19 protein-coding genes are annotated in these 23,999 nt (G+C 41.5%); 7 read left to right on the forward strand and 12 right to left on the reverse strand.

The genetic code is table 11. The features are described from left to right. Positions 1 to 195 precede the first annotated feature (195 nt). The 4 genes from NYE72_RS24155 to NYE72_RS24170 form a co-directional block, all read right to left on the reverse strand. Entirely contained in the window at positions 196 to 921 is a 726-nt protein-coding gene (locus NYE72_RS24155; protein WP_036677682.1) for a BofC C-terminal domain-containing protein, read from the reverse strand. Positions 922 to 1,670: 749 nt separating this feature from the next. Continuing rightward, complete coding sequence (locus tag NYE72_RS24160; RefSeq protein WP_339210594.1) at positions 1,671 to 3,797, reverse strand: CocE/NonD family hydrolase; 2,127 nt, start codon at positions 3,795 to 3,797, stop codon at positions 1,671 to 1,673. 11 nt (positions 3,798 to 3,808) lie between these two features. Then, positions 3,809 to 4,969 carry a membrane dipeptidase gene (locus NYE72_RS24165; protein ID WP_339210596.1) on the reverse strand — a complete coding sequence of 387 codons (1,161 nt, stop codon included), beginning with the start codon at positions 4,967 to 4,969 and terminating at the stop codon, positions 3,809 to 3,811. A 14-nt stretch (positions 4,970 to 4,983) separates the two neighbouring features. Further along, the gene (locus NYE72_RS24170) at positions 4,984 to 5,958 is read right to left on the reverse strand and encodes an ornithine cyclodeaminase family protein (RefSeq protein WP_339210598.1); all 975 of its coding nucleotides are present in this window, start codon (positions 5,956 to 5,958) and stop codon (positions 4,984 to 4,986) included. A gap of 183 nt (positions 5,959 to 6,141) precedes the next feature. Here NYE72_RS24170 and NYE72_RS24175 point away from each other — a divergent pair, with 183 nt between their 5' ends. The 3 genes from NYE72_RS24175 to NYE72_RS24185 all read left to right on the forward strand — a co-directional run bounded on the left by NYE72_RS24175 (position 6,142) and on the right by NYE72_RS24185 (position 9,873). Next, entirely contained in the window at positions 6,142 to 7,077 is a 936-nt protein-coding gene (locus tag NYE72_RS24175) for an aldo/keto reductase (protein WP_339210600.1), read from the forward strand. Positions 7,078 to 7,599: 522 nt separating this feature from the next. After that, positions 7,600 to 8,790: an enoyl-ACP reductase FabV gene (fabV, locus tag NYE72_RS24180; protein WP_036687496.1), complete on the forward strand. Its 1,191-nt coding sequence runs from the start codon at positions 7,600 to 7,602 to the stop codon at positions 8,788 to 8,790. A 162-nt stretch (positions 8,791 to 8,952) separates the two neighbouring features. Then, positions 8,953 to 9,873: an aldo/keto reductase gene (locus NYE72_RS24185; protein ID WP_038573011.1), complete on the forward strand. Its 921-nt coding sequence runs from the start codon at positions 8,953 to 8,955 to the stop codon at positions 9,871 to 9,873. 208 nt (positions 9,874 to 10,081) lie between these two features. On the opposite strand, the gene NYE72_RS24190 is transcribed toward NYE72_RS24185, so the two are convergent. Together NYE72_RS24190 and NYE72_RS24195 are read right to left on the reverse strand one after the other, a co-directional pair. Next, the gene (locus tag NYE72_RS24190; protein ID WP_076225225.1) at positions 10,082 to 10,864 is read right to left on the reverse strand and encodes a hypothetical protein; all 783 of its coding nucleotides are present in this window, start codon (positions 10,862 to 10,864) and stop codon (positions 10,082 to 10,084) included. After that, the gene (locus NYE72_RS24195) at positions 10,861 to 11,802 is read right to left on the reverse strand and encodes an ABC transporter ATP-binding protein (RefSeq protein WP_170914311.1); all 942 of its coding nucleotides are present in this window, start codon (positions 11,800 to 11,802) and stop codon (positions 10,861 to 10,863) included. The genes NYE72_RS24190 and NYE72_RS24195 overlap by 4 nt, the downstream gene beginning before the upstream one ends. Before the next feature lie 156 nt (positions 11,803 to 11,958). Between NYE72_RS24195 and NYE72_RS24200 the strand changes: the two genes are divergently transcribed. The 3 genes from NYE72_RS24200 to NYE72_RS24210 all read left to right on the forward strand — a co-directional run bounded on the left by NYE72_RS24200 (position 11,959) and on the right by NYE72_RS24210 (position 15,008). Beyond that, positions 11,959 to 12,696: a LytTR family DNA-binding domain-containing protein gene (locus NYE72_RS24200; protein WP_339210602.1), complete on the forward strand. Its 738-nt coding sequence runs from the start codon at positions 11,959 to 11,961 to the stop codon at positions 12,694 to 12,696. Beyond that, the gene (locus NYE72_RS24205; RefSeq protein WP_076148069.1) at positions 12,689 to 13,978 is read left to right on the forward strand and encodes a sensor histidine kinase; all 1,290 of its coding nucleotides are present in this window, start codon (positions 12,689 to 12,691) and stop codon (positions 13,976 to 13,978) included. Before NYE72_RS24200 ends, NYE72_RS24205 begins: the two co-directional genes overlap by 8 nt. Positions 13,979 to 14,522: 544 nt before the next feature. After that, positions 14,523 to 15,008 (forward strand): DUF1906 domain-containing protein, encoded by a 486-nt coding sequence (locus NYE72_RS24210; protein ID WP_254924658.1) that lies wholly within the window; start codon positions 14,523 to 14,525, stop codon positions 15,006 to 15,008. A 364-nt stretch (positions 15,009 to 15,372) separates the two neighbouring features. Here NYE72_RS24210 and NYE72_RS24215 read toward each other — a convergent pair whose 3' ends face one another. The 5 genes from NYE72_RS24215 to NYE72_RS24235 form a co-directional block, all read right to left on the reverse strand. Next, entirely contained in the window at positions 15,373 to 17,064 is a 1,692-nt protein-coding gene (locus tag NYE72_RS24215) for a M56 family metallopeptidase (RefSeq protein ID WP_339212113.1), read from the reverse strand. Beyond that, positions 17,030 to 17,347 (reverse strand): BlaI/MecI/CopY family transcriptional regulator, encoded by a 318-nt coding sequence (locus NYE72_RS24220; RefSeq protein WP_076098984.1) that lies wholly within the window; start codon positions 17,345 to 17,347, stop codon positions 17,030 to 17,032. Before NYE72_RS24220 ends, NYE72_RS24215 begins: the two co-directional genes overlap by 35 nt. Before the next feature lie 343 nt (positions 17,348 to 17,690). Then, positions 17,691 to 18,698, reverse strand: coding sequence for an iron ABC transporter permease (locus NYE72_RS24225; protein WP_076098983.1), 1,008 nt, complete (start codon positions 18,696 to 18,698; stop codon positions 17,691 to 17,693). Then, complete coding sequence (locus NYE72_RS24230) at positions 18,695 to 19,744, reverse strand: iron ABC transporter permease (protein WP_094903496.1); 1,050 nt, start codon at positions 19,742 to 19,744, stop codon at positions 18,695 to 18,697. The genes NYE72_RS24225 and NYE72_RS24230 overlap by 4 nt, the downstream gene beginning before the upstream one ends. Continuing rightward, entirely contained in the window at positions 19,731 to 21,725 is a 1,995-nt protein-coding gene (locus NYE72_RS24235) for an AraC family transcriptional regulator (RefSeq protein WP_235219551.1), read from the reverse strand. The genes NYE72_RS24230 and NYE72_RS24235 overlap by 14 nt, the downstream gene beginning before the upstream one ends. Before the next feature lie 642 nt (positions 21,726 to 22,367). On the opposite strand from NYE72_RS24235, the gene NYE72_RS24240 reads away from it, so the two are divergent. Next, a complete protein-coding gene (locus tag NYE72_RS24240) occupies positions 22,368 to 22,658 on the forward strand; it encodes an AAA family ATPase (RefSeq protein ID WP_076142380.1) in 291 nt (96 codons plus the stop codon). 382 nt (positions 22,659 to 23,040) lie between these two features. Here the strand turns inward: NYE72_RS24240 and NYE72_RS24245 are convergent, their stop codons facing one another. Next, positions 23,041 to 23,850 (reverse strand): hypothetical protein, encoded by an 810-nt coding sequence (locus NYE72_RS24245; protein ID WP_143766603.1) that lies wholly within the window; start codon positions 23,848 to 23,850, stop codon positions 23,041 to 23,043. Positions 23,851 to 23,999: the final 149 nt, after the last annotated feature.

Below are 23,999 nucleotides of genomic sequence, written 5' to 3' on the forward strand. Positions count from 1 at the left end.
TTCCTCCGCCATGAAGCGAACATATGTATTCCTTCTAACCATTATAGCAAAAATCCCCCTTGCGGGAGAAAAAAAGTTTACCGTTTGCAGCGAAATGGCAACTTTAGGCCTACAGCTTAGACTCTTCCCCGTTTCATTTCACACAAAAAAGCTGCCCTCAGCCATTAATAATGACTTTTGGACAGCTTATCAAATCTATTGCTTGTTCTGCATGACATGCTCAGCAGCTTCGCGGGCATAATCACTGAAGGTAGACAGCACACTGTTGTACTCTTCAATATCCTGAACACGAATCCCCTCGTGAAGCTCTTTCCAAATATTTTCCGGCAATGAGGATTTCAGGGAACCCATATCCATTTGAAAAAAAGTCTTCAGTACCTTTTCCTGAACTGGCGGACCTTTAAACAAGGTCAAATTCCCAAACGCATCTACACCAATATAGGCTTCTTTTTTTATCATTGTCGATAAATCATTCACTTTTTGTTCCAGCCACAAATCCCCTTCTGAACTAATCCAACCGCTCCATTCAGGGTGTTCATTGATTATAGTCTTCAGCTGAAGCGGGTTCTTTACGCCTGGCAACGTCTGAATCTCTTCTCCGGACACATAGGTTGTTTTTAAATGAACGGTTCTGCTGAGCCCACTTTGGGAGATGGTTTGCAGCAGTTGTTCGTTATTTAAAGTGCCCTTCTCTTTTGCCTCATCACTGTCCTCGCCTACTTTAAAGACAGCTGCGGCTAACTCACTATCGGCACTATCCGCCCAGCTAGAATTCGTCAGCAGTCCACTGATTTCCTCAGGTACCTGCATACTGCGCCAAGCCAGTACAGTAAAAGCTATACAAGCAGCTCCTACCCAAAGCGCCTTTTTCCAACGTCTCCATCGCCGCCAAAGTTGTTTTTTTAAGCGAAACGCGTTCACGTTAATCCCTTCATTCTGGTTTTTCCCTATTGTGACCTAAGAAGGGAGCATTTATGCGCTTTTCTGTGAATAATCGACATTTCTCCAAAAATACAAGGTTAACCTTACAGTATGGTTCAAGGTTTATGGTATAAGTCTGGAAGGGCCATTCTGGGGAGAGGTTTCACATACCGGCCTTAGGTGATACCTATTTCATGACGATCGACCATTTTTTCCACCAAAACTTTTGCTTTGCCAATAGACTATTTAGTTCTTAGTGTGCTATGCCATTGGATTGGGCGTTTGGGATGGTAGCGATGTAGGCGTTCTGCGTTTGCGTGATGGGGGGATGCGTTCTGCGTTTGCGCGTTGTGCGGAGTGGATCTAAAACTAATTAGGGAAAAACTCCCTGAAAATAGCATATATTCGCTCTAAATGAACGAAATCAGGGAATTACTCCCTAATAAATAAGCTGTTTTCCTTAATTCCCGGGAATCAAACATATATTAGGGAGTTTTTCCCCAATTATATGTCTGACGACCAGAATCCAAAGAATTTCAGGGAGAAATTCCCTAATCGTTCTATAAGTGCTTTACCTTTTGCTTCATTTAAAGCTTAAGTTCGTTCTTCACTTATTATTTTACCTATGCCTCACTCGGTGCTCACTCGGTACGCCACTTGAAGCATCATTGGTCATCAAATGCTGCCTCAGCTTCAAGTGGTAATTTCTTTTACCTTTGTTCAGCATCTTCTTCGTATTAAAGTCATATTTAAGCGTTAGGAACCACCGGCAGCTTCACATGGCTCGGATACTCACGATTATGGTAGACGGTCTGCAGCACAGTAATCGCTTCTGAATCTTCATATGGATTATTACCTGTATTTGTATTAGGGAAAGCAACGAATTTGCTGGACGAAGTAACCGAGAACCGAATTCGGTGTCCAACAGCAAATCTATGGGCTATATTCGGCATGAAAATATCATATTTCTCCACCTGCCCAGGAATCAGCAGCTCAGGTGCTTCCAATCCATGACGATATTTAGCTCTGACAATATAATTGGATAACCGGATGGAGTCCCCTTGTTCATTCACATCACTAAGCGTAACTACCCAATCCGTATCCTTGCCAGTGCTGGCAGCGTAGATAACAGCAGACAGTTCTCCGGCCACAGTCAGCTCTTCCGTCAGAATATCACTAGTGTAGACAAGGATATCATTGCGCAGCTCGTATTTCCGCAAATTTTCAGGCTCTCGTTCACCGCTATCATTCATAGGATCATGAGGATTATAGACATAAGTATCTTCAGGAGAATGTTCCTCAGGCGCTGCGAGCAGTTGCCCATCCCCATGTCCTGAATTCGCTCGCCCACCGCTGGAAAGGTAGAAGGAAGAAACTGTGGCTTCGGCAGGTGTCCAATCCGCGGACGTTCTCCACTGATTTTCACCAACAACATAATAAGAGGCTCTAGGCTCCTGATCTATTCCATTTGGAATGCCTTTGAGGAAGCGGTCGAACCAGCGCAGCACAGAAACATCGTAATCATAGACTACGGCATCATTGCCGAAGCTCGCACCTTCATAGTCTCTGGCTCTGTTCGGCCCGTGCTCCCAAGCGCCCAGACGGATTTTGCGATTAGGCACATCATGTTCTGTCAGCATTCTCCAAGTCTCCGATACGCCGGCGCTATCGCCGTCATACCAGCCTGAGATGACATACATAGGCACCTGCACCTGATCTCCGCGCTCGGTAAAAGTACAGTTTTTCCAGAAATCATCATACTCGGGATGCTGGCTCCACAGATCCCATGGACCTGATGTTTTGCCAATCATTTGCTGAGGGATCTCTTTAATCGGTCTTGCATCAACGGCTGCTTCCGGATTCACCGTAATGCCTCCAAAGATATCAAAATCCGTCCGAGTACCCACAGATTGAGCAAGAGTCCAAGAGAGCAACGGCCAAGAACAAAGGGTTCCCCCTTTGCGAACGGTATCAACAAATGGAGAGCCCACATTCACTTCATCCACAACCGCCTTCAGATTCGGGTGCCCACTGGTGGCCGCCGCCACAACAACAAAGCCTAGATAGGATGCGCCCCACATGCCGACGTTGCCATCCGACCAGTCCTGAGCAATAATCCAATCAATCGTATCATAGCCATCCTCCCGTTCATTGTAAAAAGGAATCAGTTCGCCTTCCGAATCCGCCCGACCTCTAACATCCTGCGATACTACTGCATAACCTTTATTGGCCCATCTCATAAAAATCTCTTTTTTTCCGTTGCGGTCATAACATGTTCTTACGAGAATTGTTGGCAGCTTGGTTCCCGGCTTAATGCCCTCTGGTAAAAAAACATCTGTCGCCAGCCTCACTCCATCACGCATCGGAATCAGATCAGTGCCCAGATCGTTTACACCATATTCTGCCTTAGATAGAAGAGGATCATCGTAGACCACTAACGGAGTCAGCTTCTCATAACCCGCTTTAACCATAAGCTCAATACCATACCGATTCGGTGTAAGAAAAGCGATAATCTCCCCATCCAAAGTCACAATGTCCAGAGCCGTCTCTTTGCGCAGCGCCCATACTTGTGAGGTCAGTTCGCGGCCTTCAATCTGCGCCTGATACTGGATATGCTTTTGATAGATATCGCCATTACTCAGCACAACCTCATAATCTACCCACTCCGCTTTAGCATAAGCGTCTAAATGTTTGTGGATTTTTTGAAGTGGAAGCACAGTTTTGAACTGTCCATCCAGCACATTGTCTTGCATTTGCGTTCTTCTGCGCGGATCGACCTTAGCGAGCATGATCTGTTGCTCTGTAAAATGAATTTTGCCTGTATAAACACCAGAAAAGTAGACGTTAAATGTAGTTGTGTGTAAGTAGGTTGTCATCTGTTTATCCCCTATCCGCAAATTTCTTCAAATACGCGCAGCCAGTTGCCGCCCATGATCTTAGCAATATCTGCATCCGCATAACCGCGGGCAACCAAACCTCTAGTAAAGTTAATAAAATAACTATATTTCTCAAGTCCAGCAACGGTTTCTGTAGAAGGTCCGTCTCCTTTGGCAAATCCAAGCTTGGGTGCGATATGTTCTTTAAAATAAACCAATGACCAGAGTACATCGCTCATCGGCCAATCGGTTCCAATTCCGACATGATCCACGCCTACAAGCCGGATTACATATTCGATATGATCCAGCACATGGTCAATAGTTGTATGTTTAGGATCTTCATGAACAAACCAAGGCATAGCAAAAATACCAATAACTCCACCCGTCTTGGCTATCGCGATAATCTCCTCATCACTTTTACAGCGCATATGCGGATAGATCGCCTCTACACCCGTATGTGAAGCAATCACCGGAGTTGTGGAATAAGCGCAGGCATCTAATGTAGTCTGTTTCCCGCAATGCCCCGTATCTACAATGATTCCCAGCTTGTTCAAGCGTGCAATGAATCTTTTTCCGAAATTAGTGACACCGGCGTTCGATTGTTCTGCGCAGCCCGCCCCAATCTGGTTCTGATTGTTATAGGTCAATTGTAGAATTCTTAATCCGAAGTTATAAAGTACATCTAATTGATCAAGATTCGTGCCCAGACCATCCGTTTCTTGTGCTGTGATAATGCCCGCCTTATGACCATTACGCTTGGCAGCGCGTATGTCTTCGGCAGTTAAGGCTTTGATTAACCAATCTGCAGAATCGAATTGCAGCTGCACCTCTGCCATGCTTGTAATGATGCTGTCTAAGGTTTCCAAATGAAGTTCGCGGTTCCCTGCTGTAATTCCGGACTTGTACCACTCTTCCTTATACTCAGGGATCTCTCCGCTCGCAGATAGCTTTGTGATGATTTTTGCAGGCATACTGCTGTATACCATTGGCTCATCTTTATAAGGCTCACATAATTCTTTGATTCTGTCAGAGATAGAGTCTGGAATCGCGCTTGGAGATAAGGGCCCTTGAAACAGCAAATCGATAATAATGTTCTGTTCATGCAAGCGTTTAGCCCGCTCCTCCTCTTGCTCCGTCAACTTGAAATCATACAGACCTTCATAAGTGCTCATCGTGTAGTCGCTCCTTAGAATGCAATTTCAGTGCCTTTATGTAATCTAACAGCTTCACTATATATAAAATTAGCTGCTGCTAAATCCTCTATAGCCAGCCCTAATCCTTTAAAAAGAGTAATGTCAGCTGCGGACCTTCTGCCCTCGATAGTGCCGCTGATCAGCTCGCCAATCTCCCCGACAATATGATCTGCTGTGATTTTGCCTTCGTTCAGCGGGATTAAATAATCCCCAGATTCATTCTGAGCGGATTCCAGCCGATCTACATATAACTTAGCTAATTGGACGGTCTCCGAATCCAGCTCACGATCATTGGGTCTACATGCGCCGACAGCATTGATATGTACACCCGGTTTCAGCCATTCTCCCTTGAGCACAGGTTCGGTGGATGCTGTCACGGTACAAATGATATCCGCTGCGCTGACTGCCGTTTGAACTGTCTCAGCAACAATGATCTGCACATCATATTTTTGGCTCATCTCCATTTGGAAATCCTGCGCCTTTGCGAGTGTCCTGCTCCATACTTTTACCTCACGAATGGGTCGAACCCGCAACATCGCTTCCAGATGACTTTTTGCTTGTTCACCAGTTCCAAGAATAGCAAGGATCTCAGCATCCTCTCTGGCCAGATATCGGGTTGCTGCTGCACTGACTGCCGCCGTACGAATGGCTGTGATCTTTTGTCCATCCACTATAGCTTTCAGAACACCCGTAGATGAATCGAATAGGGTAACAAGACCTTGATGAGAAGGCAGGCCTGAACCATGATTGCCGGGAAATACACTGATGATTTTGGCACCAGCTACCTCTTCATGCTGCAAATAACCCGGCATTAAGCCGAGCAGATTGCTCTTTTGTAAAGGAAGTACTTGTCTCAAGCTTTGTACGGCTTGTCCAGCGGACAGAGCCTTCAACACAGATTCCATAACGGAGATGCAAGATTCCATAGCTAACAATTCAGCCACTTCATTTTGATTAATGACTAGCATAAGACGGACCTCCTTCTCCTCATCATGATTGCACGAACGCGAATATAAAATTTTTCTTACTATCATAACTTATCCGGTTTAAATATTCATGTATAAAGCTGGAAGGCAAAATTTGTCCAGACCTCAGTTATTCTCTATACTTAATATAGTACGTATTATATTTCAAGGAGCTGACTATTGATTATGGCTAATAAAATAACTTTAGGAAAAACCAATCTGCAGGTTCTCCCACTGGGTCTGGGTGCCAATGCTGTTGGCGGGCATAATTTATTTCCGGGTTTAAATGATGAAACCGGCAGAAATATTGTGCGCAGCGCTCTGGATCATGGGATTAATTTTATTGATTCCGCCTTTATTTATGGACCAGGAAGATCCGAGGAACTGATTGGCGAAGTGCTGAAGGAAAGAGGCGGCCGCGACAATGTGGTCATTGCTACTAAAGGGGCTCACGTGATTACCGGTGACAAGATTACACTCGACAACTCTCCAGCTTTTCTAAGACAGTCTGTGGAAGACAGCTTGAAACGCCTCCAGACCGATTATATTGATCTTTACTATATTCATTTTCCTGATGAAAGCACACCTAAGGACGAAGCTGTAGGTGAACTTCAGAAGCTGAAGGATGAAGGGAAGATTAGAGCGATCGGGGTGTCTAACTTCTCCATTGATCAGCTGAAAGAAGCCAACAAAGACGGTCATGTGGATGTTCTTCAATCCCATTACAATCTGCTGCATCGTGATGCGGAACAAGATTTGCTCCCTTATACGCAGGAACACGGCATTTCTTTCGTGCCCTATTTCCCACTTGCGTCGGGCCTGCTGGGCGGCAAATATAAGCAAGGCGATACATTCAGCGACATTAGAAAAAATGATCCGCTATTTCAAGGGGAGACCTTTGCCAAGAATCTGGAGAAGGTGGACAAGGTTCGTCAGATTGCCAATGCCAAAGGTGTCGAAGTCGCACATGTCGTACTTGCCTGGTATTTGACCGTACCTTCCATCGATGCGCTTATTCCGGGCGCCAAACGTCCTGAGCAAATCGTTTCCAACTTAGAGACGCTGAAGGTGCAGCTGACACCTGAAGAGATCAAAACTATAGATTCCATATTTAAGGCGTAATCTAGCCTCATTAGATTAAGGGGTTGTCCCATGGCCACGAAATGGCTGCTGGGGCAGCCCCTTTTCTGCTTTGGTTCATCGGATGATTCGGATTAGTTAGTTGGATTGCCACGATTCGTAAGATTCGTCATTTGTTCGTTTTATTTCCTTCGTACGTTCTTCGATCGACCTATCCCAGCTCCCCGCACAATCCCCTATCGGACATAGTTGACCCGTAACGCAGCATTATTGCACATTTGGAATTCCAACGGACCTCATAGCCTCTATTGGCACGAAATACACCTAATATGAACCTTTTTCTAAGCAATAACGTCTCTGGGGTCCGAAACCCTGCTGAAAAGGCGATAAATTTGCATATAAAGTCATCTGGGTCCGTAAGCGACAGCGGATGGCAGTCGATCGTAGTGGAGAGCAGTCATTCTTCTCCAATATCCTAAATTCTTTGTATTAGTAAATATTGTTTGCTATACTTTCTCTGAAGTAACATTGGACTTTAATTATTATAAAAAGGGGAATTCCTTGATGATTATTCAACCTAAAACTCGCGGATTTATATGTACAACAGCCCATCCAGAGGGATGCGCCAAACAAATACAACAACAAATTGAATATGTAAAAGCACAAAAGAAAATTGAGGGACCCGCTAATGTACTAGTCATTGGTGCTTCTACCGGATACGGACTAGCTTCCAGAATTTCAGCCGCTTTCGGTGCTGGAGCCAACACTATTGGTGTTTTCTTTGATAAAGCTGCTGAAGGTCAACGTACAGCTTCTGCTGGCTGGTACAACTCCGCAGCTTTTGAACAACAAGCAGCGCAGCTTGGACTTAAATCTCACAGCATAGTTGGCGATGCCTTCTCCGATGCTATCAAAGAAAAGACCATTGAATTGATTAAAGCTGAATATGGCACAGTTGATTTAGTTGTCTATAGTGTCGCTTCACCACGCCGCACTCATCCGGTAACAGGAGAAACCTTCTCCTCTGTCATTAAACCGGTGGGAACCGCTTATTCGAACAAAACCTTGAACTTCCACACAGGTGAAGTTTCCATGACCACTATTGAGCCTGCTTCAGAAGAGGAAGTACGTCAGACCATCGCAGTTATGGGCGGCGAAGACTGGAGAATGTGGATCGATCAGCTTCAAGCAGCTGGCGTGCTTGCCGATGGAGCTACAACCGTTGCTTACTCCTACATCGGCCCTGAAATCACTCACCCTATCTATCGCGACGGAACGATTGGTCAAGCCAAACATGATCTGGAACAAACAGCGATCCAACTGAATGATCGCCTGTCCACTCAAGGTGGACGTGCTTTTGTTTCCGTGAACAAAGCTCTGGTAACCCAATCCAGCTCCGCGATTCCTGTAGTCCCGCTTTATATCTCTGCATTGTATGAAGTAATGAAGGAAAAAGGGCTGCACGAGAACTGTATTGAACAAATGTACCGTTTATTCTCTGAGCATCTTTACAGTGGGGGCGAAGCTACTGCTGACGGGGGCTGCTTGATCCGAATTGATGACTGGGAAATGCGTGAGGATGTTCAGACTGAGGTTATGAAACGTTGGGACGAGCTGACAACCGACAATGCAGGTGAGCTTGCTGATCTTGAAGGCTACCGCCAAGATTTCTTTAACCTGTTTGGTTTTAGAACAGAGGGTGTAGACTACGAAGCTGACATTGATCCTAATGTCGACATTCCAAATATGTATTAATAACTGACCTATAGACAAATGAGGTTGTCTCTGAAGTAGTGAATTCTACTGATGAGATAACCTCTTTCTCTTTTAGACAGACATTGGCTTACCTCCCCTCTTTATGATATGGTTTGATTGAATACTGCATGTTCTACTAACATTCAAAGGAGTGAGTCACTTTTGGTTAAAAAAATTAGTGTAGCAAACGGCGCACTTGAGGTGTCACAAATTTCGCTTGGCTGTATGCGGATTGCTGATCTATCTGCAAAAGAAGCAGATACACATGTACATAGTGCCCTTGAGCTCGGAATAGACTTTTTTGACCACGCTGACATCTACGCAGCTGGCAAAGCCGAAGAAGTATTCGCAGGCGTACTGGAGAACAATCCGGGTATGCGTGATAAAATGATGATCCAAACCAAATGCGGAATCCGCAACGGTTTTTTTGATTTCTCCAAGGAACATATCCTGCAATCCGTTGAAGGCAGCCTTAAGCGCTTGAAAACAGACTATATCGACGTCCTACTGCTTCACCGGCCTGATACGCTGTTCGAGCCAGAAGAAGTCGCTGAGGCTTTTGATATTCTGGAAAGCAAAGGTATGGTCAAACACTTTGGTGTCAGCAATCAGAACCCGTTGCAAATCGAGCTGCTTAAGAAAAATGTAAAGCAACCGCTGCTGTTCAACCAGCTGCAATTGAGCATTATGGTCACTGGCATGATTGATACAGGTTTCAATGTGAATATGACTAACTCCGGTTCAGTTGTTCATGATGGCGGGATTTTGGAGTACAGTCGCCTGCATGACATGACCATTCAGCCTTGGTCGCCTTTCCAATATGGCTTCTTTGAAGGCGTATTCTTAGATAACGATAAGTTCCCTGAATTGAACGAGGTCATTAACCGCTTAGCAGCTGAAAAAGACGTAACCAATACAGCTATTGCCATCGCATGGATTCTCAGACATCCGGCAAATATGCAGCCTGTCGTTGGCACAACTAATACACAGCGCTTGCGTGATATTGCCAAAGCTTCCGATATTACTCTCACTCGGCAAGAATGGTATGAAATCTACCGTGCTGCCGGCAATGTCCTTCCATAAACACCTAAAGCCACGGGGTACGTTGATAACGTACCCCGTGGCTTTTTTACCAGAGAGATTCAATCCTCACGTTCTAGTTAAACTAGATAGACAGCGTCAAGATATTCGTATACTCACAAAAAGAACACAAAAAATTATAACTACTACCGAAATACTTAAGATCACAGTTGTTCTTTTGTTATGCTTTTTCATAATCCATCCTTCCTCTCTATAGATGCACATCTCTCTTTTCAAAAGAAATTAAAGCAACGCTCAAGCAAACCCCTATGATTACAACAGGAATTAGGATCATACGAATACCCTCGTTTAGGGTATATATCTCATGTGAATTTACAGCAGAGAATTTAAAAATTTGCGTCGTTAGCGTATTTTCAGAAATCACTCGCAGATATACATACGAAGAGTCTTTAAGATAACCACTGAGCAGAAAATCGCCAAATACAAAAACAAAAGTGGCAATTACAGCGGTAGCCGATTTTTTCATCAATACTCCTAACAACAGTACGACAGCGGAATAAGCTGCGAGATACAAAATATTGAATCCAATAGCCCCCATAGCAACGATAAACTTCCCCTCTAAGCTTTCATTTCCGATATGGGAACCCGTAACAAACGCTGCCAGCATGTACAATACATAAAAAAGACCAAAAAATTGAATTACCCACCATACTACAACTTTTAATTCGGTTAGATATTTTCCCAGCAAATATAATGACCTGCGCTGACCCGAAGCGATAATAGTTTGGACCGACCCATACTCAAATCCCTCGGTAGCAAAAAAACAAACGTAAATCGGAATGATGAAATACAGAAAAAAAGATAACTGAATGCTAGTGATTAAAGGCTCTAAAGGACCATCTATATCAAATCCTACTTGTACCCCCATCCAAACCAGTAATAAGGCACTTCCAAACAGCAAAAGAAGACTTATCCCCTTGAACATAGGATCTTTGGTTACATAATAAGCTTCAGCCTTAAGAAAATTCCTCATTCGTTACCTCCAGCAATTAGATCCATATAATAGTTCTCAAGATTTGGAGCCGACAGGTTAATCCCTTCAATATGGATGCCCTGCGTCAGAAAAAGAGACATCAGCTCTTCCAGATTTGTACTCTCTTTAGGAATTTGAATTTCTCCAGCTTCGGTGATCGTAATGGTTTCTAGTTGGAGTTCACTTTTTAAAATCTGAAGTGTCGCTGCGGGATCAGCCGTTCGAATACAGATCTTTGTTTCCGCCGTATGTAAGAGTTCCTCCGCAGAAGCTTCTTTGATTAACCTTCCTTTATGAATAAAACCGTATTGGGTCGCTAGTAGCTGCAACTCACTTAAAATATGACTGGAGATCAGTATAGTCACTCCTTGTTCTTTGGAAAGCTTCTCCAGGATCTTTCGCACTTCTACAATGCCTGACGGATCAAGACCATTAATAGGCTCGTCCAATACCAGAAATTTGGGATCGTTAAGTAGAGCAATAGCCAGACCTAAACGTTGTTTCATCCCAAGGGAGTATTCTGAGGTTAGCTTAGAACCGGCATCTGCCAGAGAAACTGCCTGCAATACTTCCGCAATTCTGCTCTTATCCTTAATCCCAAACGCACGACAATAAAACGTAAGATTTTGCTTGGCATTTAGATTAGGATAAAGCGCTGGCCTTTCAATTAGAAATCCAACCTTTCGCCTCGCCTCGTGAACAGCTTTTTTGTCCTTTTTTTCAAAAAGAGAGATTTCACCATGTGTCGGATGTACCAATCCGCCTATAATTTTCATTAATGTAGTTTTACCTGCCCCATTTTCGCCAACAAACCCATAAATATCTCCTACCCCAATTGTCATATAGACATCCTGAAGCGCAAAAGACTCTCCGTATTGTTTGCTTAAACCTCTGGCCTCAAAGATCGTTTGCGTCAAATCAAACACTCCTCTTTTCACTTTTCCACATCCTAACATGTTGCCATGGACACTACATTCAAACTGTAACAATCAAGTTAGTTAATGTAATTATTAAGAAGGATTTGTATAATGTGACTTATATGGTCGACAAATTCCCGGATATTTTGGACAATTCTTGTCGAAAGGAATGATAAAGTGATACGTATTGCTGTCTGTGATGATGACTTTCCCACTACTGAATTAATAGAGAGACTTATTCTGGAGACTCAACCTAATTTCACAAGGAAAATAGAGGTCTCGATCTTTTATTCCGGTGAAAGCTTCACTAAGGCCATTCAAGAGGCCTGCGCGTTTGATATTATTTTTATGGACATTGAAATGGCGGATATGGATGGAATAAAAGCTGGGTATGTACTGCGGGGAAATGATGAAAATGATCTAGTGCAGCTTATCTATGTCTCTAGTCATGATGAATATCATCTGCAACTCTTCGATGTTCAGCCCTCGGGATTTATCAAGAAACCTATCGATTCAGAGATATTTAAGCAAAAACTGATTTCTACGATTGAAAAAGTAATTCGCAAGCTCCAGCAAGGCAAAAAAAACTTCTTATCACTACAGCAAAAAGGAAAAGAAATTCTAATCCCCTATCGAAATATCATCTATCTGGAAAGCAACCGGCGGAGAATTATTCTTTATTCCTGCAACGATCAACATGACTACTACAGTACACTAAACGAGGAAGAGCAGAAGCTTCCGGTGAGCGATTTTGTTCGAATCCATCAATCCTACATCGTTAACTTTTACTTTATTAAAGAAATCAGTAACCAGGGAGTAATTCTCCTAAATGGCGAAGCTTTACCCATTAGTGCAAAATACAGTGCCGATTTTAAGAAAAAATATCTGAAATTCAGGGGGAGTCTTGTTGGATAATATCTTTCTGGAGGAGTTATTTTATCTAGTAACGCTTCCACTTTTACCTATCATTATTCATTACTTCTACAGGCATTGTTTCGTTAGCCGACTTACCACCAAAGCCAATCTTGTTATCGTGTACTCCCTATATTTCCTCTGTATTGTCTTTCTGCACTATAGCTCACTGCCAGGCTCAATCCTACTCACGCTCAATATTGGCCTGATTGCTCTCTTATCTTTTTTTTACAATGGAAATATCAAATGGCGGATCGTTGCCGCTCTTTTTCTGGTTGCGCTTATTACGCTTAGTGAGTTATCATTACCCCTATTTTACTCGACAAAGGGATATATTCTGAACCAGTTTCTTTCCAAGCTGCTGATGTTTATATTAGCTTTTGTATCCGTGCGCGTAGCTAAAGCCTTTGGAAATGGCGGGTTATCTAAATGGTATTGGGTTCTATTATTTATTTGCCCTTCTATAAGCACACTAGGGATCTACAGCTTCGCATCCAGCCTTTATATGCAGTCCTTCCCTACCCTTGTTCCAATCCTGTCCACAGGGCTACTCATTATAAATTTATTGATATTTATCTTATGCGACCGTATGTTAGTTATCCAATCTGCGCAGAACCAAAGTTATTTACTTGAGCAACAAAATGCTTACTATGTAAATCAATATCTTTTGACAAAAGAAATACAGGAAGAATCTTTTAAGTTCCAGCATGATATTAAAAATATTCTCATAGGTTTACGCGCAAAGGTACAATCCGGTGAAGCTGCCAATCTGAATGAGTTGGACAACTTACTGGGGCAAATAGACAACCCAATAGGCGTTAGCAATAGCGGGAATACGATTATTGATTCCATTATCAACTACAAGCAGCAGGTCGCTGAAAAGCATCAGATCCCCTTCAAGTTAGACTTGAACATCCCTGCACAGCTGACGCTCGACACCACAGTTATCAGTGTGATTTTAGGAAATGCACTGGACAATGCCATTGAAGCTTGTTGCGATAAAAGAAATGAAGAGTGCTATATAACCATACATATGCATTATCTTAATGAAAGCTTGTTCATCCGGATTCAGAATCCTTATGTGAATGAAATTCATACGAATCGTTTTGGCGACATCTGCTCCACAAAAACTAATAAATCCGGTCATGGTATAGGCTTAAAAAGTATCCAGAAGGTCGTAGAGGATAGTAATGGCTTAGTAGATATTTCATATAACAATAATCTATTTCAAGTCGAAATTGTTCTTTTTATGGTCGCCTGTAAAAAAAGGAACAGCCTATCGTAAGTACAATAGGTTGTTCTTTTTTAGTTAACAGTGAGATGAATCGAACCTCCACAGTTGGACATTAGAAAGAGAACGAAATGCACTAGGAGAAAACCAACTCTCCCCTAACAAACTTAAGCGAAATTTAATAAAAATCTCAATAAAAATGCAGATCTGTTCTTCTTTTTCTAAATTAGATTTATAAATATGCTAGTTACTCCTCAAACAATGAATCTAGCACGGTTGTACCTCATATCCAACTAAAGTCAATTGCCTCTTTTATATCTACTAATTTATTCCCCCAAGAACTTGTGAACTATTTCTCATATACTATTTTAGGTTGGCGCCAATCTTTCTCATAGAGGTCTTATGAATGCAGTTTAAAGAAATCTATCTAATAATTTGAAAGAAGGAAACCACATTGGTACTGGGTTGTGATACTGCAACAAACGTTACTTCAGCAAGATTGATGACACTTCAAAATAATAACTTTACATTTGTTGGACGATACCTGAACCGTGTAGAAGGTTCTCATGACGGACTTACAGATGCTTAGATTACACGAATTTCTAATGCTGGGCTGTTCATAGTATCCCTTTATGAAAACAAAGGTGGAACAACTGTCAGTTACTTTACGAATGCACAGGGTGTTAGTGATGCGAAAGATGCTGTGGAATTGGCAAATGACTTCGGACAAACGAATGCCACTCCGATTTATTTCGCCGTGGATCGCGATATGACCACTACTCAAATTACTGGAAATGTTGTGCCTTATTTCCAAGGGATAATGTCAGTTCTAAACAGCAGCACTCAAAATCCTAACGGTTATAAAGTGGGAATCTACGGTTCAAGAGCTGTTTGTGCCTACATCCGCGGCTCCTTCTCAGCTACGACACGTTATACTTTTATCGTCGATAATAGCTGGGCAGGGACTTTCAATGATTGGAACTTACGTCAATATAATTTTAACACCACGCTTGGCTCAGGCAACGGTCAGATTAAGATTGATTACGTAGAGTCATCTTCTCATGGAGGAGGGGGTTGGAAATAGTAACCTATTTTATTCAAATTGAGAAACAAATAGAAGGGATCCTTTAGCCTCCGAATTTTCTCACTGCTGCATGTACCGCTTGATACCCTATAATATCCTATAAGAAGTTGCATCTGTAATACAACATATTAATTCATTGGATTCATGTTATTTTTTAATCAATGAACGTTGCAAAATTGGATCCCTTACAATTCGCTAATACTCTTTTCGAATATTTCTCTCATAGGCTTCTATCCTTAGGCATACTTTAGGATAGAAGCCTTTTTGACTTTAGTTCGGGAATTAGTATTCATCGTATCTATTTTTCCATTATCTGAGATCCCATTGGACAATCAAAAAGCGGCCATTCCAATGGCCGCTTTTTTTAAGGATTTAGAAGCTTATCATAAGCTTCATCATAAACCCAAGTGATTCCTTCATCTTTACTGGTAAGATATATAGTTCCTGCCACACCGGTATCTTGATCAATTAACGAGATAGGGAACAGTCCTTCCTTTCTATTAAAGATAGGAGAAAGGGGATTTTTTTTATATTTATCAAACTTTTCTGGAAGCGATACAGCAAGCCTTTCCCAAGTTTGCCCCTGATCTTTGGTCCAATAAATTACAGGACCCTCATCCATATAATATCTGTACCCAAAAAACCCGATATCCGAACTAGAAAATCCCACGCCGGTCAAATGTTCCGAATAAATATCATTTGGATTGCCTATCTCTTTCCACGTCTTACCTCCGTCAGAGGTTTGATATACATAATTCAGCGCACTCCCAACTCCTTGTGAAGCACCACTGACCAGCCAACCATCATTTTTATTCGTGAAACCGATAAATTTTGTTTCATATCCCATTGCTCCAGGAATAGGATAGTCATTCCATGTCTGTCCCTTATCATTACTGATTAAAACATGCAGCGGCAATGATTTTCCATCTGCAAAACCATAAACAATAGCTGTTTTATCCTCGGATATAAAATAACCGGTGTTCTCTTGCCCCATTCCCAGAACCCCTCCGGTCGTATCCAACTTTAATGGCACATTTGCTTTAACATCTCCATTCCGATATGAAACAGAAACATTCCCCTCTGCATCTATGGAGTACGAATTGCCAGCATCATTAACAACAACTTGCTCCCCATCAAAGCCAATGGAATAGATCGTGCCGGGTTTGATGAATTCGGTGCCTTTTATATTAGTGCACGACGCCAACACGCTGATTACCCCGATCAAAAGCAGGACGGTATAAAATAGAGTGATGCCGTTTCGTTTTTTCTTCGTATTAAGAATAGATATAAATCGCTCTTTCATAGAAATTTCCCCTCCTGAAAAGTTAGTTGATAAAGCCAAAAAGCGGGGATCCGAATTCTGTATGACAGATAAGATAGCCTCACAATATTTTTTACGGTAAGATAAGCTTCGTGTACCCACTACCGTCTCATCACAGTAAATTTCAATTTCACGTCCTGCTTGGCGTACCATGAACCACACGAAAGGATTAAACCAATGAATTGCATGTACAATTAAGAGGAGTATCTTATATATAATGTCATGTCTCTTATAATGAACTAACTCATGCTTGAAGATAAATTCAAGCTCTTCATCGTTATATTGATCATGCGGCAAGAAGAGAATCGGCTTGTAAAAACCAACTAACATTGGATTTGGAACCTTTTCACTAATTAAAACGGTGATGGATAATTTTATTTTCATTTCTTTATAAACTTGGTTTATTTTCAATACCATCTGGTCACTTAAAAGAGAATTACTCCAACGAAGAGACTGTTTTCTGAAAAAGTAGTAACTGGTAAAATGATAAAGCAAAAAAAGTACGAACCCGGAAAACCAGAGCCAAGTTAAGATGTCCATAAGAGATGGTATATGATTTAACGATGCGGCCTGCTGAACAGGATGAGAAATCCCTGACACATCAATTTGTATGCTGTTGGAGGGAATGTCTTGAAACACTGTACTTATCTTTGAGCTATCAGGAAGCGGAATCCGTACGACATTATTGGCAAACGAAATGTTAAACGGAAGTAGCAAGCGTATAGTCAAAATCATCCATATCCAATATTTCCATTTTGCCGATTTTCCCTTCACATTCCTTATAATCCGTTTCTGAGATGGCTGCACGATAACTATTGCTCCGTCCCTCCTTTTCACAATACAGAAATCCCTTATCAACGAGTCGCGAAAGTACCGTCATTAAAGTAGCCAAAGCCCAATTTCGTTTATTACGTAATTGATCCGATATGTAGGAAGAACTCACTGGATTCCCAGTTTTCCAAATGACAAGCATAATTTCTAACTCTGCATCAGATAGCTTCTTAATTTCATTAATCATGAATCAACCTCCATATTATACAGTTGTATAACTGCTTCTATTATACAACTGTATAAATAAAATGCAAGTCATCTTTTCTTTTGTTTCTATAAATTAGAGACGTTGAAAAGTAGGAAAAGGTTTGCACTTTATAGTATCAATGCTAAATCATCGAATGCGAAGCTAACGGTATACACTAGAACTTTGGAAATAGGGTAATTCAGAAGTAGTAGTAGAGGAAAACCTAATGCTCCTATTAGAAATTTAATAAGCTCTGAAAATGAAAAAGGTCTATAAAGTCGCTTATTAAGCAATTTTATAGACCTTTTTAGTATACGGTGAGAGGAATAGAACCTATCGATATTTATTTTGAACGCATCAATAGATATAGGAAGTAAGGCACACTCAGCATTGTTACAATAATTCCTGCGGGAATATCTGACTTAAAGCTGACCGTTCGAGCAATCGTATCCGCTACAAGCAGCAATAGCGCACCAATAAGCGCTGAAGTAGGTAGAAGAACTTTGTAGTCGTGACCTACCAGCTTGCGAGCCACATGCGGACTAATCAATCCAATAAAGAAGATCGAGCCCCCGAGCGCTACACAGCCAGAAGCTATGCCTACAGCCGCAATTGCCAAGCGCAAAAATTTCTTCTTTACAGCGACTCCTAATCCTATCGAAATTTCGTTGCCTAGCACCAAGACGTTCAATGTCCTGAAATTAGAAAGAATATATGCGAATAGCAGCAATACCCAAGGTGCCAACAAGCTGATATAAGACCACTTGTCCCCCCATAAATATCCTGCTTGCCAACGCTGCGCAAACTCATACTTCTGGTCATCAAGCTTTAAAGTCAGGAATAGCGACAGCGCACTAAACCCCATATTGATTGCAACACCAGTCAAGACAAGTCGTGTAGAAGAAATCATACGACGTTTTCTATAGGCTAGAACATAGATCAGAGCTGCTGCCAGCAGACCGCCTAAGAATGCCATAGACGGCAGTAATAATGTTATAGCGGCGCCTTGAATGCTTACCGTTGAGATAATCAGCAACACCATAAGACCTGAACCTGAGCTAATACCAAGCATGCCGGGATCAGCCAGATCATTGCGCAGCAACGCCTGCATAACTGCACCTGCCAGTGCCATCCCAAATCCAACAAGTATCGCTAATACGATCCGAGGAAGACGAAACTTATAAACAACGAGATTATGCTCCTCTGGACCTTGTCCAAGCAATACTTGAAATACTTCAAGTGGATTGAGGGACACCTTTCCCATATTAAGACTAAGAATAGCTCCTGCAATAAGCAGTATTAAAAGAGATAGAATCCATATTGTAGCCTTATGCGATTTAACAACATTCATTTGAAGGCTCTCCTCTCTTTGCTCGCAATTAGCAAGAAGAAAGGAACACCAATCATTGCAAAAATAATGCCCAGTGCTGTCTCTGCCGGACGATTAATCAGCCTTCCAGCGATATCCGCTACAACCATAAGTGCGCCGCCGTAAATGGCTGATGCCGGAATAATATAACGATAATCTACACCTACAAAAAAACGCATAATATGCGGAATAATTAACCCTACAAAGCCGATTGGCCCTACAAGTGCAACAGCTACACCCGCTAGTAAAAGGACCGCAAGCGTAGCTATCATCTTAACGAGAACGATCCGTTGCCCGAAGCCTTTCGCGATCTCTTCCCCCAAGTTTAAAATAGTGATAGAGCGTGCAATGAATAGTGACAAAGCCAGTCCACCTAAGAACCAAGGTATAACTAGCCTAATTTCCACCCATGTTGCTCCAGCCACACTACCCGAAGTCCAATAAGCAAGGGCACGACCAATTCCATAGTTTAATGAGATAAATGACCCCACAGCTCCAAATAGCATTGTAATTGATATTCCAGCTAGCACCAGTCGTTGAGGTGTCATTCCTGAACGATTCAATGAAGCGGCAAGATACGTTAATCCTACTCCAAGTCCTGCGCCAATAAAGCTAACCAGCAGGGTTGTTGTCTGCAGTTGCCCTGGAAGAAAAACCAGTGTAACGGCCATTGCAAGAGCTGCTCCTGCATTCACTCCCATTAATCCGGAATCTGCTAAGGGATTTCGCGTATAGCCCTGCATAACCGCTCCTGCTACCGCGAGACACATCCCCGCAATAATATCAGCTGCTGTACGCGGAATACGAAGGGCATGAATAATCTGATGCTCGGTCAGTTCAGGATCAAAATTAAAAATCGCTGTCCATGCCATCTTCAGGCTCATGGAAGCAGAGCCAAATGAGATAGAAGCTGCTACTGAAAGTAGCAGCAGCAGTATCCCTAGGAGTAGAAACAGACCGAAATACGATTTCCCTCTTAAATCAGGGATAACGGTTGTTCTATCATCTAGCTTTCTATTTTTTTTCATACGCTGACACTAGCTTCTCAACTACAAAATCTAGCTGCTTATCAAGAGAGTAGATATCGGAATAATATGAAAAATCAAACCCAATTTCGATCAATCTACCTTCTTTGATTGCTGGAATGCTGTTCCAAATTGGATTGTCCGACAAATCATCAGCCCCATCCCATACAGAGCGGAACACGAAGTCTCCTATATACTCAGGTAACACCTCTAAGGAAACAAACCCTCCAGTAGCCTTCTCTCTGCCATCAATCTTTTTCTGAAGAATCTCTGGTGCTTTTAGCCCTAAATATTCATAAATGATCTGAGAGCCCCTTCCATAAAGCTTGCTATCGATCACCGCCATCTCTTTTTTGCCGCCTTCGATAATGGTTACTGTCTTATCCAAAATTCCAAGTTCATCAAGCTGCTGCTTGCTCTTCTCCAACTTTTCGTGGAAATTATCTAATAGAGCTTGTGCCTCCTGCTCCTTGCCAAATACCTCGCCAATCTTCATTACACGTTCATCCGTCGCCATTTTTTCATAAGGAATTGGAACGGTCGGTGCAATATCCTTAAGGATTTCGTAAGTTTCTTCTGAAGCAGCTATGATCAAGTCCGGCTTTACTGCCATAATAGCCTCTGGATTAGGCTCATACCATGAACCTAGATCTTCAATCCCCCCCAGCTCTTCTGCAAAGGCCGCTCCTTCAAAAACACTCGAAGTACCTACTGGCTTAATGCCGAGGGCCACAAGATCCCCTTGAAGGTATAACACGACAACCCTCTTTGGATTAGCTGGAACAACAATATCTCCCTTTATTGTAGAGATAGTTCTTGTCTGAGCCTCCTTATTGACATTGTCAGCTGCAATTGAATTATTTGCTGGTGATGATGTAACTTCAGAAGCTTTGGATCCATTAGAATTTGTGGCATTAGAACCAACGCTTGCAGATCCACATGCACTTAAAAGCAAGGTAAAGCTAAGCAGCATCGCTACAATAAAACTTGACGTCTTTGTTAATCTCATAGGTGAAGACCCTCCGGTTATTTCATTTTGGTAATAGTAATGATAATGATTATCATACTCAATAACATTATATCGGGAGGATATGTGCTCGCCAATGGAGAATTTGGCGGTGGTAAATGGACGATTGTCCGATGAACTCACCTGCCTGCTTTCCTTGCGGAACCGGATGGGAGATTGACCATTGTATTTACTGAACATACGACTGAAGTAATATACATCGTTATATCCAACTTCTTCTGCAATATCGCGAAGTGGAGCATCGGTACATCGTAATAGCTCTTCTGCATGTTTAAGCCGGAATCGTATCAAATATTCAATCAAGCTAAACCCCGTCTCCCCTTTAAAGCGGGTTGATAAATGACGAGGGCTGTAATTAAATTGCTCCGCTATAGATTCTAGTGATAAATTATGACGATAATGCTCCTCAATATAACGGACAACCTGCCCAATGACATCCGGTTGCCTGAGGTTAATTCCATCCTTTGTGAACTGCTTTAATAATTCATGTATAAACTGATAGAACAAGCCTTTAACTTGAATTCTTTCCAATTGGCTTCCTTGTGCCCAAAGTTGTTCCATTGCCATTAGTTGATAGTGCAGTGGTAATGGCTCCAAAGACTCGAAGCTATACTGCATCCGAAATGGATTGCTGCGTTCTAAAAGTCTTGCTAAATCCTTTCTTCCTGGCAAGGAGGCTCTATAGAATAATAAATAGTATTCAAACAACTTCCCTGTCTCTATACTTAGTCTCATGCCCTTGCCACCATGCACAATAAAGTGACGGTCTGCGTCGTAATCTATGCCGTTGAGATTCAAGCTGGCCGTACCCCGCACACAGTAGATAAATCCGCATGCTGGTAATATATAGCCTTGCAGATTGTCCCCAGGCTCCATCACAGCATGTCGAATATCAAGTACTTTAACAGCAGCATAATTCCATGCGAAAATATGATCTTCCAGCTTCATCTTTGCCATACACTCCGATCTGCTCCACAATCTATTTGAATTAATTATATTCCACAACAATGATAATGATTATCAATTAGTATTAGGTAGTTCCTCTATTTTGTCAATCGCTGTTTAGTATCATGCTTGCTTATAGCTTCGAAGTGGAGCTTCCTCAGGAATGCCTCTATCTCATTCACATATCCTCTTACATTAATCATTCTCGGTACAACTAAGTCCAATTTCTTATTCACAACTGAAGGATGTATCAAAAGTTTTCCGGCACAGGCATGAACGGAATTGTAAAAAAACAAACAAAAAAGTTCATCAGATATAGTATCTAATGAACTTTGAGTTGATTTAGTTGGTACCGGTGAGAGGACTCGAACCTCCACGGTTTCCCTCTCGATTTTAAGTCGCTCATGCTATCGGGAAGATAGCAGAAACTAAGTCAAAGAAAAGGAATCTAAAGCCCGCGAAAATCCTTGTAAGATCAAGTTTTTTTGCGGGTTCTTTCGTTAGATTTAAACGCCGCAAGGCTTCCGGGAATCTTCTCAAATAGTAGTCGCTTTTGCACAAATGAGAGAACTCGGAGAGAACTATAACAGATCAGCCCGCTCCCTATCATTGACAGATAATATCGAAGCTTTGGCTTCAGGGAGGGGAATTGATATGAGAAAAACAACAGTAAACACTATCGCTAATCAAAAAGGCAGTACAGGCAAAACCACCACCGCTTATAACCTAGCTTACGCCTTATATAATGAAGGAAAAAAGATATTACTAATTGATTTGGATCCTCAAGGGAATCTAACGATGTACTTTGGTATCGAACAACCTGATAAACTCCCTTACTCTATGTTCAACATCAAGAACGCGATGATGACGGACGAACCGCTTCCATCGCCCGAAGGGTGCATTCATTCTCAAGGTAACATTGACCTGATTCCTAAGCAACATTGAACTGTCTGTTGCCGAAATTAACCTACGGGATGAAAATGGCGGTGAAAAGACATTGACCCCTTTACTGGAACCGATGAAAGCCAACTATGACTACATCATTATAGACACGACTCCATTCACTTGGCTTACTCAATATCAATGCTTTGGTAGCACTCAACTGCTCAGATCATTGTGAAGGTAAAGAAGCGAATCAATCCACATATTCACATTGAGGGCGACTTGATGACCAGGGGCGACACCCGTACCAATTTATATAATGAAACCATTCGTCTAGTGAAAGTGTGGTGTATCATAGAAGTCAGTGGTCCGGCAAGTTTATTTTGATCAATGAAAATGGACTCTAGACTCCAAAGCGAGGAAAACTGTCGACCTGTCTTTTACGTTATTCAAAAATAATTAAGTCATCTATCTCCCCTAACGCAAAATACAAGAATCCCTTGAATTTATCAATCGTAACATTCCGTAAAATATCAGCAAAATCTTCATAATCTTTTATTACTTGAAAATTATTAAAGTAAACTTTATTCAATATCTCTGATTCGCATTCACTTCGACTTATTGGACTAAATCTATTACTGTATACATTTATCCTTAACTCCTCTTTTAACTCGTGGAAATTTACACTTTCAAGCATAAAATTTATTATCTGTTCCACATCTACCGTTATCTTATTTGGAGTCTCGTAAATATCATTGCTGCTCGTTAATTCAAATATATAGTAAATTCTAGTAGAGTCCTCATTACTAAAAAATATAATTTCAAATTTACAGTTATTTTTGACACCATAAGCTTTATCTAATAATTTGCAAATACTTATCAAGTACAATTCATTAAGAATCGTTTGTTCTTTGTTAAAAATCTTAGAAAAATAAGTACTAGAAAGTGCAACTTTTTTATCACTATTACAAAATAATTTAAATATTTGTACATCTATATTTAAATTAGATGCTATCCGTTCCAGTTCTTTGTCATGGAATTCTTGCTTTTCCACACAACCTTTTCGCTTTGTTTTTTGAGGCAAGTCAGAAATAAAAAACTCATTTTTTTCATGATTAAAAATGAAATATCTTAAATTTCCTGCTACATAAATACTACTTAAAGTCTCAAATAATTGGTCAACGTTCAAACTTTTTACGTCCTCAAGTAGGCCTATTGGTCGAGAAACAATATCTTTATTTAAATAATGAATCATTACATTGATCTTTGCCACCTCATTGTGTTTCGATAGTATTTCTTCCTCGACCTCTCTAATGGCCATTAACATTAAGTCATAATATTCATTTTTATTATTTAATATCCTCCTCATATAGTTTTCAAATTAAAAGATAAGGTTTAAACCTA

Origin of the sequence: Paenibacillus sp. FSL L8-0333, from assembly GCF_037965665.1 — a bacterium.
Taxonomy (GTDB): Bacteria; Bacillota; Bacilli; order Paenibacillales; family Paenibacillaceae; genus Paenibacillus_AQ; species Paenibacillus_AQ odorifer.

Excerpts from the sequence above, each read along its gene's own strand:
- NYE72_RS24240 (WP_076142380.1), top strand. The coding sequence starts at position 22,368 with ATGAGAAAAACAACAGTAAACACTATCGCTAATCAAAAAGGCAGTACA.
- NYE72_RS24235 (WP_235219551.1), bottom strand. The coding sequence starts at position 21,725 with ATGGCAAAGATGAAGCTGGAAGATCATATTTTCGCATGGAATTATGCT.
- NYE72_RS24190 (WP_076225225.1), bottom strand. The coding sequence starts at position 10,864 with ATGAGGAATTTTCTTAAGGCTGAAGCTTATTATGTAACCAAAGATCCT.
- NYE72_RS24220 (WP_076098984.1), bottom strand. The coding sequence starts at position 17,347 with ATGATTAATGAAATTAAGAAGCTATCTGATGCAGAGTTAGAAATTATG.
- NYE72_RS24170 (WP_339210598.1), bottom strand. The coding sequence starts at position 5,958 with ATGCTAGTCATTAATCAAAATGAAGTGGCTGAATTGTTAGCTATGGAA.
- fabV (WP_036687496.1), top strand. The coding sequence starts at position 7,600 with ATGATTATTCAACCTAAAACTCGCGGATTTATATGTACAACAGCCCAT.
- NYE72_RS24215 (WP_339212113.1), bottom strand. The coding sequence starts at position 17,064 with ATGATTTTGACTATACGCTTGCTACTTCCGTTTAACATTTCGTTTGCC.
- NYE72_RS24160 (WP_339210594.1), bottom strand. The coding sequence starts at position 3,797 with ATGACAACCTACTTACACACAACTACATTTAACGTCTACTTTTCTGGT.
- NYE72_RS24175 (WP_339210600.1), top strand. The coding sequence starts at position 6,142 with ATGGCTAATAAAATAACTTTAGGAAAAACCAATCTGCAGGTTCTCCCA.
- NYE72_RS24245 (WP_143766603.1), bottom strand. The coding sequence starts at position 23,850 with ATGATTCATTATTTAAATAAAGATATTGTTTCTCGACCAATAGGCCTA.
- NYE72_RS24165 (WP_339210596.1), bottom strand. The coding sequence starts at position 4,969 with ATGAGCACTTATGAAGGTCTGTATGATTTCAAGTTGACGGAGCAAGAG.
- NYE72_RS24230 (WP_094903496.1), bottom strand. The coding sequence starts at position 19,744 with ATGAAAAAAAATAGAAAGCTAGATGATAGAACAACCGTTATCCCTGAT.
- NYE72_RS24225 (WP_076098983.1), bottom strand. The coding sequence starts at position 18,698 with ATGAATGTTGTTAAATCGCATAAGGCTACAATATGGATTCTATCTCTT.